Below are 18,289 nucleotides of genomic sequence, written 5' to 3' on the forward strand. Positions count from 1 at the left end.
CGATCAGTTGCCGCTAGCTTCCCGGTGAAGGCGGAATGAGCCGCTTGTTCTCATCCCACATCAGCTCCTTTTCGGGCAGCAACGGAATGTACTTGAACCAGGCGTGGCTGGCCATGTGTTCCTGGCTCTGCTGCAGCTTGCGGCTGTGCTCCAGAATGGGCGGCACGAGCTCCCTGATGTCGCCGGACAGGGCCTGGGCCGTGGTGAAGGACGCGGCCTTGATGGCGGTGTCCACGGCCTTCTGGCTGAACTGCTGGGAGCGGGCCAGGGTGTCCAGCGCCTTGGCCGGGTTGTGGAAGCCCACGCTGTTTTCGGCCGAGACCAGATCCCAGAAGAACTGGCCCTTGCGGCACATCTCGCGGGCGTCGATCATCAGCTGGTCATAGTCGGCGGGCTTGTCGCCCGCGTATTCGGCGGCCATGCGGATGGCCTCGTGGGCCTTGACCGAGATGTCCTGGGCGATCATCAGCTGGTCCCAGACCTTGTGCTGGGTGTAGAGCACACGCTCGCGCAGGTATTCCGGCGACTTGTCGGTATGGCACTGGCGGCAGGCCTTCATGTCCGGGTCCTTGAGCGGCGAGGTCCAGTGATGGTTGGATATCTTCTTCTTGCCGTCCAGGCGGGTGTAGCTCATGTGGCAGTCCGAGCAGCTCACTCCGGCCGCGCCGTGCACACCATTATGCCAGAACTCGTACTCGGGATGCTGGGCCTTGAGCATGGGCGTCTTGGACACCGGATGGACCCAGTCCACGAAATGGCCCTCGAAACCGGGCGTGGTGGTGATGCCGTGGGACTTGTAGTAGGTGTACATCTCCTCGGGGTCCAATCCCTCGGTCCACGGAAACACGGGCTTCTTGGCCGCGCCCATGCCCTCGTCGGTGAAGTAGTACTCCACATGGCACTGGCCGCAGACCAGGGCGCGCTGGTCGTTGCGCGGCAGATCCTTGAATTCCTTGCCCTGGCTGGCCAGATAGACCTTGAGGGGCTCGGAGTAAAGGCGCAGCTCCATGTTGGTCGGGTTGTGGCAGTTGGCGCAGCCGATGGTGTCGTCGTCCAGGTCCACCTGCTCGCGGAACTCGTTGAAGTCCTTTGCCCAGAAGTCGTCGCCGTACTCGGCGACCCACTCGTTCATCTTGGGCGTCTTGCAGTTCCAACAGGTGGCGGGCAGCCCGGCCTTCTCGTTGTAGCGATCAAGCCGGTCGATATGCAGGATGTCCTTCATGGCGTAGGTGTGGCCCCGCGCCGCCCGGTATTCATAGCTGAAGGGATAGCCCAGCCAGAGGTTCTTCAGGTACGGCTGGGCATACTTGTATCCCTCGGGCAGCGGGTTGACGCCGTCGTTCTTGTTATAGGCCACGGACCCGCCGTACTCGGTCATGATCTCGGACTCGTTGTTGCGCAGATACGTCTCGTAGTGCAACGGAAAGTCCGGCTTGAACTTGGAGTTTTTGTTCTCGGTCTCAGCAAGATCGGTCTTGAAGACCGGGGTCTGCGGTTCGGACACCTCGGAACAGGCGGACAGGGCCAGCGCACACAAGGCGGCCAGCAGGGCTATGAGGATCGTGCTTCTAGGCATCGGCGGCGCTCCTTTCGGCTACGGGGATTTTCGGCATGTGGGGCACGCTGCGGTGGCAGTCGGTGCAGTACGGCTTGCTGGTCATGACCACGGTGGAGGTGGTCTCGGCGTGGCAGCGCAGGCAGTTGGCCTGGGTCACGTCCCTGGTCTCGCCCCCCGGATGAATGAGATCCGGTATGGTGCTGGTGGCCGTCACATACATGTCCCGCATCCCCTCCTTGGTCTTGAACGGGACCTTGGCCACCAGATTGTACGGGGCATGGCACTCGTTACAGGCCAGCTTGGCATGGACCGACCGCTGATGCGTCAGGGCCGCCTCGGACATGGAGTGGCAGCTTCCACAGAACGATGCCTGGTCCGTGGTGTGCATGGCCAGAGCCACGCCCACGGTCAGCACCACGCCGCCCAGGCCGGGCAGCAGCGCATAGAGCCATCCCGGGCCGCCGGGGTCTCCTTTCTTGAAAAACATTCCTTCCCTCCTTTTGCCTTTTGACACTTTGTGAAAGGATGCACCTGCAAATGGTTTTCGTCAACCCGGTGGCCGAATTTTGCCAACACCATCGCCCGCCTCATTCGCCCTGATAGCCCTTGCCACCCCTTCCTGATAGCGCTACAAGACGATCGGCATGCGCGTATCGTCTTTTTTGGGGAGGGCTCCCTTGAGCGCATCCCCTTTTTTCCTCTTTCTGGCCATAGAACCACGAGCAAGCGAACCATGAGCAAGCGAACCATCTGTTTTTTCAACTCCAACAAAGTCTGGGGCGGAGGGGAAAAGTGGCATCATGACTTTGCGCTTCTCATGCGCGACCGGGGGTATCCCGTCCATGTGGTCACAAACGCCCAAAGCGAACTGTACGAGCGGCTTCAGGGCGAACCCGGTATCAGGCTGTTCAAGACCTCCATCCGCAACCTGACCTTTCTGAATCCCCTGGCGCTTGGCAGGCTGGTCCGCCATTTCCGCCGCGAAAAGGTGGATACCGTGGTCATGGCCCTGCCCTCCGATGTCAAGACGGGCGGCATCGCGGCGCGGCTGGCCGGAGTTCGCCACATCGTCTACCGCCGGGGGCTGGCCGCGCCGGTCAGGAACACGGCCATGAACCGCTTCCTGTTCGGCAGCGTGGTCACCAAGCTGATCACCAACTCCCAGGAAACACTGCGTATGTTCCTGGTCAACAACCCCGACATCATTGATCGGTCCAAGGCCCATCTGGTGCACTGCGGGTTCGACGTGGAGGAGTTCGACGCGCAGGACGCCACGCCCATCCATACAAAAAAAGCCGACGAGATCGTCATCGGCAACGCGGGGCGGCTGTGCCGCCAGAAGGGACAGGACATCCTGCTGGACATCGCCCGCATCCTCAAGGACCGGGGCCGGAACTTCACCGTGCTCATCGCGGGCAAGGGCGAGGAAGAGGACGCCCTCAAGGCCAAGGCAAGGGCGCTGGGCGTGGAGGATGTCGTCAAATTCCTGGGGTTCGTGACCAACATGAAGGGATTCCAGGCATCCCTGGACATTTTTGCCCTGACCTCGCTCTGGGAGGGGTTCTGCTATGTCCAGATGGAGGCCATGGTGCTTGAGCGGCCAGTGGTGGCCTTCAACATCAGCTCCATCCCCGAGGTGCTGGCCGATGGCGAAACCGGATTCCTGGTCCCCCCGCCCCCGACGGAAGCCGGGGAAGCGGCAGACCGCGACTCCGACGGCGTCCAGGCCGCCGGGCCCGTGGGCGCCGAGGCCTTCGCGGACAAGCTGGAGTTGCTCATGGACGACCCCGAGCTGCGCAAGCGCATGGGCAGGGCCGGACGCGAGCGGGTGCTCGAGAATTTCACCATGCTCAAGACCCTGAACGATTTCATCAAGGTTGTCGAATCCTGAAAAAACGGATACAGCCGGAATGTTGCTGCGGAGCGTGGCGAGAGCCTCGCCCCGCGCCGTTTTGATCTGCTGATTTATTTCTAACAATTCCGGGAGCGGCCAACGAGGCGCGAGCCCTTTTTTTCAAAGCGGCTGCCTCTTGATCTCTTTCCATAAACAAGGACGTGCAATGACCAAGGTTTTCATCACGGGCGGCGCGGGGTTTGTCGGTTCCCGCGTGGCCAAGCGGTTCGCGGACCAGGGCGACGAAGTCTACATCTTCGACACCTTCAAGCAGTACCTCATTCCCGATCCCACAGTGCAGCCGCCGAACCTCCTCCTGCGGCTCAAGGATTTCATCGACAAGATCGAGCTGATCCAGGGAGACACCCTGAACAAGGACCACCTGCGGCGCACCCTGAACCGGATCAAGCCGGACATCATCATCCACATGGCCGCGCTGCCCCTGGCCTTCATGGCCATCGAGCACACCGAGGACGCCTTCCAGTCCATTCTGGGCTCCACGGTCAATTTCCTTGAGATCGTCCGGGACTTCGAACATCCCTGCCGACTGGTCTACACCTCCTCGTCCATGGTCTACGGCAATTTCGTCACCGACCCGGTAACAGAGGACTCTCCCAAGGACCCCAAGGAGATATACGGCTCCTTCAAGCTTTCCGGCGAGATTGTCTGCCGGGGCTACATGAAGTGCTACGACATGGACGTTTCCATCGTCCGCCCCTCGGCGGTCTACGGCCCATACGACGCCAACCAGCGGGTCCTGCAAAAGTTCATCTCCCGCGCCCTGAACGGGGAACCCCTCAAGGTGGACGGGGACGGCTCCATGCGCCTTGATTTCACCTATGTGGACGACGCGGCCCAGGCCATTTTCCTGGCGGCCACGCACCCCAAGGCCCGGGGCGAGGTTTTCAACATCACCCGAGGCAAGGCCCAGTCCCTCAAGGAAGCCATTGAGATCATCCAGGAAGAGATTCCCGGCGTGAAGGCGGAGTTCGGCCCGGTCCCGGCCTACATGCCCAAACGCGGCACCCTGGATGTGACCAAGGCCCGGACACTGCTCGGCTACGATCCCGAATACGACCTGAAAAAAGGGCTCAAGCTCTACATCGAGCACTTGCGGCACAACCCCATCTAGGGTTGTCAGAGACGTTGGCGGAAAGGACCAGGCGGAACAGCGCGGCTTGATTCAGCGGGACCGGAGGCGACCCTCCTTCCTTGGTCATGGACACACTCATAAGGATACAAGCGTGACTGAAAAGATTCCCTTCATGCGCCTGGACCGGCAGTTCGCCGAGCATCGCAGCGAGTTCATGGATGCGGTCGAGGGCGTGTTCACCCACGGCCGGGTTTTGCAGGGCCAGGAAGTCACCGATCTTGAGGGGCGCGTGGCCGGGCTGTTCGGCCTCGGCCGGTGTGCCTGCGTGGGTTCGGGCACGGATGCGCTGGTCCTGGCCATGAAGGCGCTGTGCATCAAGCCCGGCGTCAAGGTGGCTGTCACGGACTTGTCCTTTGTGGCGTCCGCCTCGGCCATTGTCCTGGCGGGCGGCATACCCGTGTTTGTGGACGTGGAGCCGGACACCGGGCTGTGCCGTTCGGACGTGCTGGTCAAACTGCTGAAGAGCGGCGAGGTCGGCGGGGTCGTCGCGGTCCATCTGTACGGACAGATGATGGAGCTTTCCGAGGTGTTTGCCGCAGCCGATGAGGCCGGGGCGTTCGTTATCGAGGATGCGGCCCAGGTCCTCGGCGCGACCCGCCGCGGCATGGGGCCGGGCAGACACTCCCACGCCACCTGCGTCAGCTTCGACCCGACCAAGGTCATCGGTGCCCAGGGCAGCGGCGGGGCGGTGCTCACGGATGACCCGGAAATCGACGAGCGGATCAAGCGGCTCAGGTACCATGGACACGCCGGAGAACGCCGCTACTCCGAAATCGGCCACAACAGCCAGTTGCCCACGGTCCAGGCAGCCCTGATCAACGTCAAGCTCAACCACGAGGCTGACTGGCGCGCCCGCCGCATAGAGATCGCCGGGCAGTTCACCGAAACCCTGAACGGGATCGACGCCATTGCCGCACCCCTGGTCCTGCCGGACAACAGCCATATTTTCCACAAGTATGTCATGCGCGTGGACGGCGACCGCGACGGTCTGGCCGCCTTCCTCAAGGAACGCGGCGTTGTCACGGCTGTCCACTATTCCCTGCCCCTGCACCGGCAGCCCTGCTTTGCGGGCTGCCATGAAACGGCCGGGACGTTGGCCGGGTCCGTCAAACTGACCAACGAGGTTCTGTCCCTGCCCATCTACCCGGAACTCACCGACGCCGAAGTCAGTCGCATCTGCCGCGCCCTCAAGGAGTGGCGGCGTTAGCCGCAGCCGGTCAGCCAGGGTCGCCCGGCCGCAGAAGACTCCGCAAGCGCCATCAATTGGGATGATGTCAACAACCTAGAACAAAAGGGTTTTTTGGGAAACGGTCAGTTGTCGGAGGCTTCCTGGACGAGCAGGGAGCCGTGACCGCATTGGGACACGCTCGAACCCGCGGACATGTTGTTTGATTGCGAAATGGCTTTTACATCCCGCGAGGGACGCGATTATTCTTCAATGAAATAGTCAAGATTGATTTTCTTCAATTCGTAGACCTGAGCAATCTCGACGCCGACGTTATACTTGACCATAAGCTCGGCCAGTCGGGAACCGGAGATCAGAACGATTCTTGTGTCGATGTTCCCGACATACTCCAGCGCCTCGCGGCTGAAATCTGACAGCGTTATGAAAACACCTTTTCGGGCCTTTTTGCCATGCAGTGCCCCGGCGAATTGTTGTATTTCTGGCCGCCCAACCGTTTTTGCCCACCGCTTCGCCTGAACATAGACGACATCAAGGCCAAGCTTGTCTTCATTGATAATGCCGTCTATGCCCTCGTCAGCCCCGTTTCCGGTCAGCGTGGCTGCCTCATGGAGCGACTCGCCATAACCCATGGCCAAGAGCAAATCCACGACCAGGCGTTCAAAAAAACGCGGGGGGCACTCCCTGATCCGCGCAATCAATTCGGAAGTCAAATCCTTCGACGCCAGATGAAGGCCGTACTCCATGTGATCCTGTGGTGTTTTCGCGTCACAGCTCATGCCTGAAGAGGCCTCGCCGCCATCGGAGTTGCCACTGCCCTCCCTGAATTTCCTGAACTCGGGAAACGCCATCAGGTCCTTGATAGTGAGCTTGTCGGGCTTCCGGCTGAGTACGTCGATCCCCCGCTGGGTAATCCCGTACCAACCTCGTTGTTTTGATTCAATGAGGCCTGCCTGCTTCAGGTACGATTTCCCCCAAGCGACACGATTGTTGAAAACCCTTTGCTTTCCGCTTGGCAGCAATCTCCTCCTCTCCTCGTCGGTCAGCACGAACACCTTGGAAATGGCCTCGAATATTTCCTGATTTGAACGGCTGTTGCCATCTTGAAGAAACTCGAGAACAGGCAGAATGAGGGTTTGGAAATCAGGAATTGCCATTCAATTCTCCGGGTTCGTGATTCTGGGAAAGAGGAATCGCTATCGCCTTTATCATATGCTCCCCGATTACACAATTTCCCCGCGCCCTGCGTCGCCGCTCCCCACATGGCCTGGGGTGCCGAGGCGCAGGAGCATGCGGTCCAGCGCCTTGAGGTAGCCGGGGTAGCGCACGAGATAGAAGGACAGAGCCCTGGAGAAGTTCCGGCCCACAACGCCATCCACGAAGAGCTGCGACACGTCGCGCTCGCGCAGGAGCACCAGCTGGGACGTGAAGAAGATGCGCCGTTCCTCGGGCTTCATCTCCCGCAGCAGGGCGGCAAGGGCTGTGGCCGCCCGAGGCTGATACATCCAGAACGTCAGCAGGTCCAAGGCGTTGAGCATCACCGCCTTGTCCAGCTCGTCCACGACCTCGCCCCGCTCCCGCAACTTGCGCACCTCGCTGACCATGGTTTCCGGGTCGGCCATCATGCGCAGGGTGTCGCGCTCCGGGAAAAGGCTGTCCAGCCGGGCATACACGGACAACACCTGGGCGATCTTGCCCCGGTAGTCCCACAGGCGCAGACGCACGTTGGCCCCCCGGTCGGCCAGCCCCTCAATGGCGCCCGCCACGCAATCCGAAGCGAGCTTGGAGATGACGGCCGCCCACTGCTGGAGCACCGGATCGACCTGGGCCACGCCCCCTGCCGCCAGGGCCAGCCCGGCCGCCCAGTTGAAGGCCACGGCCAGGGGGATGGAGAGTGCGCTGCGGAAGAGATTCCAGAAGGCCGCCTCCCTGGGCAGACCCCGGAACATGTTGTGGCTGAAGATATACAGGCCGTTGGTCAGCCCCATGACCGCATAGAGCAGTACCGGGCTGGTTGCGGTGTTGATGCCCAGGCCCGCGTCGAGGAGCACCCCCTTGCACAGCCAGTCGAGCAGGGGCACTGAAAACCCGGTGAACATCAGGGAATCCGCGATGCGGCTCCAGTTGACGTACTGGTGCCAGCGCAGCAGCGAGAGGCTGCCCACCCCGCCCCCGCCCAGCACGGACTGGACCACGTTGCGCCCGGCCGTGATCCCCAGCCAGATGAAGGCTCCCAAATAGGCCAGCAGCCACCAATCCTTGCTCAAGGAAAAGGTCAGGAAGGCGGGAATGAACCCGAGCAGAACCTTGAGCCAGTTGCGCAGGGTGGTGTTGAGATAAAAGGGCGAGAGACGATCGGCGCGGTGGCGGGGACCGGGTTCGGCAAGCGACAGGCCGTTGCTGGTCTCGGTCAGCCCGCCGAGCATGGCGATGTTGCCGCAGCGGCCCGGAGTGATGCGCGTACGCTCGGAAATATAGTCCACCTCGCGGGCCTGACCCAGTCGGCGCAGCACGGGTACGCGCTCCAATGCCGCCCGGACCCTGCGGCCAAGCGGCGTCACGGCCTCCACCGGCCAATAGGTGTGGCGCTCGCGCACCGTGGTGGCGATGGGCAGGCACACACCGCGGCCCAGTCCCCGTCTCGACCCCTCGCGGGCCAGATGGGCGGCGCGGGCTGGCAGGGTCTCGAGCACGGCGAACCCCATGCCGAAGCTGCGCGAACTGTGCCCGGTGGACCCGCTTCCGATGCAGGTATGCAGGGAGTTGTGGCGGTAGAGCCCGGCCAGGGTGTTGATGTCCGCCAGGATCTCGCGCAGCTTGACCGCCTCGTCGCTCTCGGCGCAGTCCATGTCGCCAAGGCAGAGCTGGTCGATGTTCTCGAGGAGAATGCGCTTGAGCGCCACCACGTCGCCCTGGTTGAGAGCCTCGCGCAGGGCACCCAGGTCCTCGCCGTCGCGGAAGCGGTTGTCGGCCACGTCGCGCAGGCTGAACAGCTCAAGATGATTGATCATGCCCCTGGCGTCGTAGAGCAGTTCGATGACATCGGCCTGGGTCAGGTCCACGGTGTTGAGCACAAATCGGTTCACCGAGTGCAGCCCGCGAAGCCGGTGCATCAGGTCCGGGGGCGAAAGGGTCAGCAGCTCGGGATCATCCGCCGAAGGGGCCATGGGATTGGGCAGGCCGGGGTTGTCTCCGGGCAGGAGATAGCGCTGCACAAAGGTGTCGGCGTCCAGGGCGTCCAGCGTGTCCATCTGCATCTCTATGTCGCGGCGGGCATCGGGATCATCCGTGGCGGCGAACTCGCGACGCAGCGCGTCGGCGCGCTCGCGCATCAGGGGCAGGGCGGTCCTGTGGATGAAGCCGCCCAGATGCAGCAGCGAGGGTTGGCCCGAACCCACGAACCCCTCGAACTCCTCGCGCACAAGACGGGGCAGGTCCAGGCCGAACTCGCGCAGGATCGAGGCCCGGTGCTGATTGTTGAACGCCTCAAGCGCGGCGAACACGTATTTGCGACGGAAGCCGGAAGCCTCCCGCCCCTGCGCCATGAAGTCGCGCATGGGGCCGGACTCCAGAAAGCGCAGATAATCGCCCTGCTCGGTGAATCCCTTGGGCTCCCAGATGATGTTCACGAACCGCTCGCGATGCCGGGCGGCCAGCTCCACGCCGATATGGACCTCCACCTCCATGATCCGGGCCGCCTCCAATAGCTCCCGGGCCACATCAGGCCGCACGAAATTGTAGTACACCACGGTCAGCCGCCGGATGCCCTTGATCCAGGCGTCCATGATCAGGTGGGTGGGCGACTTGCGGCCCTTGGTGTTGGCGTCGTGGACCCGATCGTCAAAGGTGAGCTGGTTCCACGCCTCGGGCATTTCCATGAGATGGTACTTGGCCAGCTGCGCCCGGATCATGCGCGGTCTGCCGGTGGCCGCCACGCGAAACTCATGGGCCAGCTTGAGCTGCTCCAGGCTGCCGCGGGGGGCTCGCACCAGCTCCTTCATGATCTGCAAGAGCACCCTGGCCGTGTTGCACCGCATGAATCCGGTGGGCGCGGTCAGCACCTCGTCGCGCAGGGAGCGCAGGGCCTGGAGCCGTTCGCTGGCCAACCCGGTCTCCAGGGAGCCGAGCAGGCTGACCACGGCGTAGGCGATGCGCAGATTGGCCGAGGAGGCCAGCGCCTTGATGCCGTTGGGATGCAGGAAGGGCTCAAGCAGCGTCTTGACATCGCGCCCCTGCCGCCGGGCGGGGTCGAGCACGTCGTTGACCACGGCCAGCAATTGATGGTCCGAGGGGTCGAAAAAAATGCGGGGAATGCGGGGCAGCATGATCAAAACCTCTCACGCCACGGTCGGCGGCCGGGCGTAACCTGATTGTCAAAACTATGTGCCTCTTTTCTCAATTCCAGCGATCCACCTGAAATGTCAAGCAGAACGTCGCGTGCAGACGCGGGCCTGCCGGTCGGATGTGATAATAAGCCAAAGGGCGTTGCGCTTTGCCGAAGATGTGGGTAAGAATGGAGACATACCCATACCCCCCTTGGGATGGGGGGAGAGGCATTCACAAGGAGGACTTCATGCGTAGACCTGTCTGGGGACTGTTGCTCCTGGCCCTTGCCTGCACAATGCTGTGCGGGCAGGCCGCCCTCGCTGCCGAGGACACGGCGCCGGGTCGCGCCCTGGCCATCCAGGCCACCAGGGCCAAGCCCGAGGTGCGCAGCACCACTGCCGACCACAGCAGATTCAAGGAATTGCATTTCGACGCTGAGAAACAGAAGACCATGCAACCCGAGGAGGTGACCCAAACCTGTCTTGGCTGCCACAACCTTGCAGCCCTCCAGTTTCACCAAACCATCCACTGGACCTGGCGCGACACCGAGGGCCAGCCCGAGAACTTCGGCAAGGGGGCTCTCTCGGTCAACAACTTCTGAATAAACATCATCAGCAACGAGGCTCGTTGCACCTCATGCCACGCCGGCTACGGCTGGAAGGATGACACCTTCGACTTCACGGCCCAGGAAAAGGTTGACTGTCTGGTCTGTCACGAGCAGACAGGCTCCTACCGCAAATACCCCTCGGGCGCGGGCTATCCCGCCCCCTACGTGGAAGACCCGGACAATCCGGGAACCCAAAAGGGTGTGCCCTTTCCCGGGGAAAGCAAGCCCTACTTCGCCCCGGACTGGTCCAGGGTGGCCCAGTCCGTGGCCCGCCCCTCGCGCACGAACTGCGGCTCCTGCCATTTCTACGGCGGCGGAGGCGACGCAGTGAAGCACGGCGATCTGGACTCCACCATGGCCCGTCCGCCCAAGACCCTGGACGTGCACATGGGCACACGCGAATCCGGCGGCCAGGACTTCTCCTGCGTTCGCTGCCACACCACACACAGCCATCACATCGCCGGGCGCATCTACGAGACCCCTGCGGCGGCCGAGCGCAAGAGTCTGCTCCAGGACGACCTGGGCGACAAGATCCTCTGCGAATCCTGCCACGGCACCGAGCCGCACCAGAGCGGCGGCATGTCCGCAAAGATCAACGACCACACGGACAAGGTCTCCTGCCAGGCCTGCCACATTCCCGAGTACGCCCGCGCCCAGTCCACCAAGATGTGGTGGGACTGGTCCAAGGCCGGACAGCTCATGGACGGCAAGGAAGTGGTCATGGGCCCGGACGGCAAATCCGTCTTTGACAAGAAAAAGGGCGAGTTCCGCTGGGAAAAGAACGTGGTGCCCGAATACTACTGGTTCGACGGCACCCTGGACCACGTCACCGTGCAGGACCCCATCGACCCCACGGCCGAGGTCTGGCTGAACAGGCCAAAGGGTTCGGCGGACGATCCCAACTCGCGCATCATGCCCTTCAAGGTCCACCGGGCCATGGCGCCCTACGACAAGGTCAACAAGGTCATGACCATCCCGCACCTGTTCCCCTATGACAAAAACGACGGCACCGCCTATTGGAAGGGGTTCGACTGGAACCGGGCCATAGAGGTGGGCATGGAAAAGGCCGGTCAGCCCTATAGCGGTGAGTTCGGCTTTGTGGAGACGGCCTACGTCTTCCCCACCACCCACATGGTGGCGCCCAAGAACGAGGCCCTGCCCTGCGAGGCGTGCCACTCGCGCCAGAGTCGGCTGGCGTCCATTACCGAACTCTACCTGCCAGGCCGCGACACTTTCGCCCTGGTGGACGCTGCGGGCTGGGTCGGCGTGGCCGGGGCCATCGTGGCCGTCATCATCCACGGCCTGATGCGCTTTGTCTCCGGCCTGAGAAGGAAGGAGGAATAGCCATGTCGCATCAACCCATGGTCAAGATATACCTGTATTCCAAGTTCGAGCGTTTCTGGCACTGGGTACAGTCAGTGCTGATCATCCTGCTGCTGCTCACGGGCTTCGAGGTCCACGGCAGCTTCTCCTGGCTGGGCTTCATGGCCGCAGTGGACCTGCACAACACCATCGGCCTGACCTGGCTGATCCTGTTCGTGTTCATCGTCTTCTGGCTCTTCGTTACCGGCGAGTACAAACAGTACATCCCCACCACCAGGAAGCTTCTGGAAGTAGTCCGCTACTACTCCTCTGGCATCTTCCGGGGCGAGCCGCACCCGGTACGCAAGAGCCGCATCGCCAAGCACAACCCCATGCAGCGGCTGACCTACCTGGGCCTGACCGCCGTGCTGCTGCCGGTCCAGATGGTCACGGGCCTGCTCTACTGGAGCTACAACGACTGGCCCGCCTGGGGGCTGGACGGATTCCTCAGCCTCAAGGTGCTGGCCCTGGTCCACCTCGTGGGCGGGTTCGCCATCCTCATCTTCCTCATTGTCCATGTGTACATGACCACCACCGGCCACACCGTGACCGCCCACATCGCGGCCATGTTCTCGGGCTGGGAGGAGGTGCCCGCGGACGAAAAGATCGAGGAATGGGAGCGCATGCCCGAGCGGCACTGACCCTCGCCCCAAAGACAATCCAAAGGGAACCGGGCCGGACGGCCCCGGTTCCCTTTGCTGTTCCGGCATACCGACGCTCTTGCCCCGCGCCGCTGGCGCACGACGCCCGGTTGTGCTAGCCCAAGGGGACAAGGCGGGATGCGCCCGCCGCAACGCCGAGCCGGAGGTCGCCCCATGAACGCCGCCAAGCTGAAAACCCTCGTCATCATCGTCCTCGCCCTGGTGGTGGCCGTTCAGGCCGTCATGCTCGCCCGGTCCCCTTCCCCTTCCGGCGGCCTTGCGGTTGACGAGGTGCGGGTCAGCCCGGACCGCACCGCCATCGAAGTGGCCTTGTCCGGCCCGGCAGACACGGCGTCCATCCCGGCCGAGGACGCTGCCGCCATCCTCCCGGCCCTGGATGGACGGTGGAGATGGGCCAATCCCTACCTGCTCCGCTTCGAGACCAGGACGCGCCTGGCCGAGGACGCGGAATACACCGTGGAGATGCAGCCAGCCCTGCCCCTTGAGGGCGGGCGGTCCTTCACCGTGGGCACCGGCTCCTTTGCCCTTGCCTCCCTCTCCCTGGCCGAACGGGCAGGCGACGCCCCGGCCAGCGCGGTGATCGCGGCAACCCTGGAGTTCACCGGGCCGGTGTCGCCCGAAGACATCCTGGCCCATGCCCGGCTCGTCAACGAGGCGGACGGCCGCGATATCCCCCTTCGGGCCATGACCTCGTGGAGTTCCCGTTACATGGAATTGCGTTCGGACCCGGTACCCAAGACCCCGGAAGGGGATACCTATGTCCTGACCGTGTCGCGGACCCTGAAAAAGGCGGGCTCGGCCCTGTCCCTGGGACGCGACGCCACGGCCTCCATCCCGGTGCGGCTGGACCCGGTCCTGGCCTATCGCGGGGCCGATGCCTGGGCCTCGGCCACAGGCTCGGGCATCCGGCTGACCTTTTCCACGCCAATGGACGCCCGCTCCGCGGCCCCCTTCATCTCCCTCAAACCCGATGCCGACCACTCCCTGACCGCTGACGGCACCGCCCTGCTCCTGACCGGCGGCCTCGCGCCCGGCATGCGCTACACCGTCACCCTGCGCCAGGGGCTGACAGCCGCCGACGGCGCAACCCTGAACAGCGATGAAACCACCACCCTGACCGTACCGGACATTCCCCCGTCCGTGGATTTCGTGGGCACCGGCCTGTTCCTGCCCCCGGGCCGCAAGGCCGGGCTGGCCCTGACCGCCATCAATGCAAACCGGGTGGAGCTGCGCGTGGACCGGGTCTACCCCAACAACCTCTTCACCATGCTTGGCGATTACGGCAGCCGCCTTTTCGAGGACACCTGGGACTATGGCGGGGTGCCCGACTCCCTGGGCGGCAGGATATTCGAGGCCACCCTGCGGACCGGGGGCGAGCCCAACGTCCCGGTGCGCCAGCCTGTTCGCCTCGACGCCATCCGCTCCGGCGAGCGCGGCCTGTTCCGCGTCAGCGCGTCCATTCCAGGCCAGCCAGGGGTCAAGCGATGGCTGACCCTGACCGACATCGGCCTGACCGCCAAGCGCGGGGCCGAGGGCTTCCTGGTCTGGACAGTGTCCAACACGACCCTGGCACCCCTGCCCGGCACCCGCCTGACCCTGATCAGCGACAGGAATCAGCGCCTCGGCTCGGCCGTGGCCGATGCCGGCGGCGCAGCCCGGATCGCCCTGCCCGCCCCGGACGGCAGCAGTCCCGGCGCCCCTGAAACGACCGACCGCGGGCCGGGCGCTCCCTTCATGCTCCTGGCCGAGCGTGACGACGACTTCGCCTTTCTCCTCCTCTCCCGCGCTGCAGTGGATACCACGGGCCTCGACGTGGCCGGGACCGAGACGACAGCCTCGGGCCTGCGGGCCTACCTCTACGGAGAGCGCGACCTGTACCGCCCGGGCGAAACCGTCCAGGGCATGGCCGTGGTCCGGCGCGACGACCTGAGCGCACCGGGGTCCATGCCCCTGACCCTTGTGCAGCGCGATCCGCGTGGCCGCGAGGTACGCAAGCTGCGCCTGGACAGCGGTCAGGCAGGAGCCGCCCCCTTTTCCCTGGACCTTCCCGACTACGCCTTGACCGGCACCCACGCCCTGGAACTGCTGGCAGGCGACACGGTCATCGGCTCCCGCCCCCTCAAGGTGGAGGAGTTCGTCCCGGACCGGATCAAGGTGGCTGTGGACACCCCGGCGGACGCCTTTGCCCCGGGCCGCGAGATCAGGGCCGGGGTCAGCGCCGAATATCTCTTTGGTCCGCCAGCCTCGGCCCTGCCCGTGACCCTGCGCGTCCAGCTCCGTCCGGCCCCCTTCGCGGCCCAGGGGTATGAGGGCTACCTCTTTGGCGACCCGGACGCACCCTTCGCTCCCCAGGAGGTCTTTTCCGAGGATGCGGCCCTCGACGCCGAGGGACGCACCGAGTTCTCCTTCGCCATCCCCTCTGGCCTGCTGCCCCCGGCCGCCCTTGAGGCGATCCTTCTCGCCCGCGTCAGCGAGGCGGGCGGGCGCGGGGTCACGGCCCGCAAACGGGTGGCGATCCATCCCCACCCCTACTACCTCGGCATGCGCCAGATGGAGCGCAAGGGGTTGGACCCGGGCAAACCCGCGGCCTTCGACTTCGTGGCCGTAACGCCCGACGGCCAGCCCGCGGACCACGGCCCCCTCTCGGCCCGACTCTACCGCGACCGCTGGAGCACCGCCGTACGCCTGACCCCCTCGGGCGGCTATCGCTACGAATCGGTCAACGACCCCGAACTGCTGGCCGAGCGACCCATCCCGGCCGGGACCGGCGCGGGCTCCGTGACCTTCACCCCGCCCGACCACGGCAGCTACCGGGTGCACATCGCCCCGGCCGGAACCGACGGTACCGGAGCGTCCGCCGTGGCCGCCTTTTTCTGCGGCGGCTGGGGCGACTCGCCCTGGGCGCTGGAAAACCCGGCCCGCGTTGAGCTGGTGGCGGACAAGGACCACTACCTGACCGGGGAAAACGCCCGCATCCAGATCCGCGCTCCCTTTCCGGGCCGACTCCTGGTTGCCGTGGAAGGCCGCTTTGTCAACGACGTGCGCGTGGTGGAGCTTGCGGGCAACACGGGAGAGGTCGTCATCCCTGTTCGGCAGACATACGGACCCAACGTCCATGTCACGGCCCTGCTGGTACGCAAGGCGTCGGACGTGGCCGAAGGGTCCGTGGGACGCGCCTTCGGGGCCATCCCCCTCCTGGTGGACACCGGCCTCAACCGGCTGGATCTGCAGGTGGACGCCCCGGCCGAAGTCCGACCAGAAGGGGAGCTTGAACTGGCAGTCCGCCTGCCGGACGGCATGCGCTCCGATGCGCTGGTGACTCTCGCGGCGGTGGACGAGGGCATCCTTCAGCTCTCGGGCACTGGCGACCCGGACCCCTTCGGCTTTTTCCACGCCCGCCGCGCCCTGGGCGTGACCAGTTATGACACCTTTGCCATGCTCTATCCCGATCTGGCCCGGATTCTGGGCGCGGCCGCGGCAGGCGGCGGCATGGACCTGTCGGCCGAGAGCCAGTTCATCCGCACCGAGTCCATCCGCCGGGTTGAACCCGTGGCCTTCTGGTCCGGCCCCCTGGCCGTGGGCGAGGACAGCACCGTGCGCTGGCGCGTGGACCTGCCCGATTTCCAGGGGGCGCTGCGCGTGGTGGCCGTGGGCCTGGACGGCAAACGGTTCGGCACGGGCCGCGCCATGGTCCGGGTGCGCTCGCCCCTGGCCGTCACCCCGACCCTGCCGCGCTTCATGGCTCCGGGCGACGACATTGAGATGCCCGTGACCGTGCGCAATGATCTTGAAGGAGAACGCGCCGCCGTCACTCTGACCGTATCGGCCTCGGGTGGGCTGACCTCCCCGGCCGAACCCCTGACCCTCGACCTTGAGCGCGGCGGGGAGCAGACCGTGTATGTGCCGGTCTCGGCCCTGCCCGGACCGGGTGCGCAAGGCACGGTCGTGGTCACGGCTTCGGGCACGGCTTCGGGCGTCACCGAGACGCGCCGGGTGATTACCCGCCTGCCCGTCCGCCCGGCCGCGCCCCTGCGCCGCCAGCTGGCCTTCGGGGCGCTGGACGGACCATCCGGCGAGCTGGTCCCGGCGGCCCAGGGCTTTGTGCCCGGCACCGCCACCCGCTCCGTGGCCCTGGGAAGCCTGCCCCTGGCCCGGTTCGCGGGCAGGCTCGAAAACCTCCTGAACTATCCCTACGGCTGCGCCGAGCAGGTGGCCTCCCAGGCCCTGCCCCTGATCCGCTTCGGCGATCTGGCCCGCCAATTCGCTCCCTCCCTGGCGGGCGAGCGCGGCCCGGCCTTCATGGTCCAGTCCGCCCTCATGCGCCTGCAATCCCTGCAAACCGACAACGGCGGCTTTGCCCTGTGGCCGGGGGGGGACGAGGACTCCGCCTGGGTGAGCGCATACGTCACGCTGTTCCTGGTGGAAGCGGGCAGGGCGGGCTATGGTTCGCCGGGCATGACCGGCCGCGCCCTGACGCGCATGGCCGAAACAGCCGTCTCGCGTCCGGCCGACCCCGATGCGGCCGCCCTGGCCCTCTTCAACCTCGCCCTGGCGGGGCGCCCGGAACGGGGGGCCATGGACGAAATGCGCGACAGAAAGCCCGGCCCCCTGCCGGACCTGGCCCGCACGCTGCTTGCCAGCGCCTACGCCCTGGCCGGAGACACGGACTCCTTCAACGGGTTGCTGGCCGACGCGCCGCGGGCGGGCGAGGGGCGCCAGCCAGGGGGAGGCATGGGCTCGGGCCTTCGCGATGCGGCCCTCATGCTTCTGGCCCTGGTCGAGGCAGCGCCCGGCGATGCGCTGGTTCCCAGGCTGGCGGCGGATGTGGCCCGGCGCATGACCACCCCGGACTGGGGCACCACCCAGGAGAACGGTCTGGCCTTCGCCGCGCTGGGTCGAACCCTGGCCGGGATCGATCCCGCGCCCCTGACCGGCCGCCTTGAGGCCGGAGACTGGGCAGGGGAATTTACCGACGCAGCCAGCGTCACCCTGGACACGGACGTAACGGACGCCCCCCTTGTTGCGGATCTTGGCGCACACAACGCCACGGTCTACTGGTCGGTGATCACCCGCGGAGTGCCTGCGCCGGAAAGCCTTGCTGCCCGGAGCCAGGGTCTGGAGATCCGGCGCACTTTCCTTGACAGGTCAGGCGCGGTCGTGGACATGAGCGGACTGCCCCAGGGGGCGCTGGTTATCATGAAGACCGAGCTGCGGACCACGGGCGCGGCCGTGGAAAACGTGGCCGTCCAGTGCCTGCTCCCCGCCGGGCTGGAAGTGGAAAACCCGCGCCTGGAGACCTCGGAAACCGCGCTGCTGGCCCGTGACGACGAGCTGCCCCTCTCCGGCCACCAGGATCTGCGCGACGACAGGGTGCTCTTCTTCACCGATCTGCGCCGGCCGGGCTGGCATGCGGGCTACACGCAGCTCAGGGCCGTGACCCCTGGCCGTTTCGCCCTGCCTCCGGTCCAGGCCGAGGCCATGTACGACCCGGACATCGCGGCCTCGGACGCGCCCGCAGACATGGCCGTGACCCGCCGCCCCTAG

General features: G+C 65.0%; 10 protein-coding genes. 6 read left to right on the forward strand and 4 right to left on the reverse strand.

Annotated features, from left to right (window positions below; genetic code table 11):
• Positions 1–13 precede the first annotated feature (13 nt).
• Positions 14–1,576, reverse strand: coding sequence for an ammonia-forming cytochrome c nitrite reductase subunit c552 (locus tag GKC30_RS06940; protein WP_155933423.1), 1,563 nt, complete (start codon positions 1,574–1,576; stop codon positions 14–16).
• The gene (locus GKC30_RS06945) at positions 1,569–2,045 is read right to left on the reverse strand and encodes a cytochrome c3 family protein (RefSeq protein ID WP_155933425.1); all 477 of its coding nucleotides are present in this window, start codon (positions 2,043–2,045) and stop codon (positions 1,569–1,571) included. The genes GKC30_RS06940 and GKC30_RS06945 overlap by 8 nt, the downstream gene beginning before the upstream one ends.
• A gap of 246 nt (positions 2,046–2,291) precedes the next feature.
• Here GKC30_RS06945 and GKC30_RS06950 point away from each other — a divergent pair, with 246 nt between their 5' ends.
• The 3 genes from GKC30_RS06950 to GKC30_RS06960 all read left to right on the forward strand — a co-directional run bounded on the left by GKC30_RS06950 (position 2,292) and on the right by GKC30_RS06960 (position 5,812).
• A complete protein-coding gene (locus tag GKC30_RS06950) occupies positions 2,292–3,449 on the forward strand; it encodes a glycosyltransferase (protein WP_155933428.1) in 1,158 nt (385 codons plus the stop codon).
• A gap of 169 nt (positions 3,450–3,618) precedes the next feature.
• The gene (locus tag GKC30_RS06955; protein ID WP_155933430.1) at positions 3,619–4,584 is read left to right on the forward strand and encodes an NAD-dependent epimerase/dehydratase family protein; all 966 of its coding nucleotides are present in this window, start codon (positions 3,619–3,621) and stop codon (positions 4,582–4,584) included.
• 112 nt (positions 4,585–4,696) lie between these two features.
• Complete coding sequence (locus GKC30_RS06960; RefSeq protein WP_155933432.1) at positions 4,697–5,812, forward strand: DegT/DnrJ/EryC1/StrS family aminotransferase; 1,116 nt, start codon at positions 4,697–4,699, stop codon at positions 5,810–5,812.
• 221 nt (positions 5,813–6,033) lie between these two features.
• On the opposite strand, the gene GKC30_RS06965 is transcribed toward GKC30_RS06960, so the two are convergent.
• Positions 6,034–6,945 (reverse strand): restriction endonuclease, encoded by a 912-nt coding sequence (locus tag GKC30_RS06965; RefSeq protein WP_155933434.1) that lies wholly within the window; start codon positions 6,943–6,945, stop codon positions 6,034–6,036.
• Between the two features lie 66 nt (positions 6,946–7,011).
• Entirely contained in the window at positions 7,012–10,113 is a 3,102-nt protein-coding gene (locus GKC30_RS06970) for a hypothetical protein (protein ID WP_231117070.1), read from the reverse strand.
• A gap of 248 nt (positions 10,114–10,361) precedes the next feature.
• On the opposite strand from GKC30_RS06970, the gene GKC30_RS06975 reads away from it, so the two are divergent.
• The 3 genes from GKC30_RS06975 to GKC30_RS06985 all read left to right on the forward strand — a co-directional run bounded on the left by GKC30_RS06975 (position 10,362) and on the right by GKC30_RS06985 (position 18,289).
• The gene (locus GKC30_RS06975; protein WP_155933436.1) at positions 10,362–12,065 is read left to right on the forward strand and encodes a tetrathionate reductase family octaheme c-type cytochrome; all 1,704 of its coding nucleotides are present in this window, start codon (positions 10,362–10,364) and stop codon (positions 12,063–12,065) included.
• A 2-nt stretch (positions 12,066–12,067) separates the two neighbouring features.
• Positions 12,068–12,724, forward strand: a complete 657-nt coding sequence (locus tag GKC30_RS06980; protein WP_155933438.1) for a cytochrome b/b6 domain-containing protein — start codon at positions 12,068–12,070, stop codon at positions 12,722–12,724.
• A 174-nt stretch (positions 12,725–12,898) separates the two neighbouring features.
• Positions 12,899–18,289, forward strand: a complete 5,391-nt coding sequence (locus GKC30_RS06985; RefSeq protein ID WP_155933440.1) for an alpha-2-macroglobulin family protein — start codon at positions 12,899–12,901, stop codon at positions 18,287–18,289.

Origin of the sequence: Pseudodesulfovibrio alkaliphilus, assembly GCF_009729555.1 — a bacterium.
Lineage (GTDB): Bacteria > Desulfobacterota > Desulfovibrionia > Desulfovibrionales > Desulfovibrionaceae > Pseudodesulfovibrio > Pseudodesulfovibrio alkaliphilus.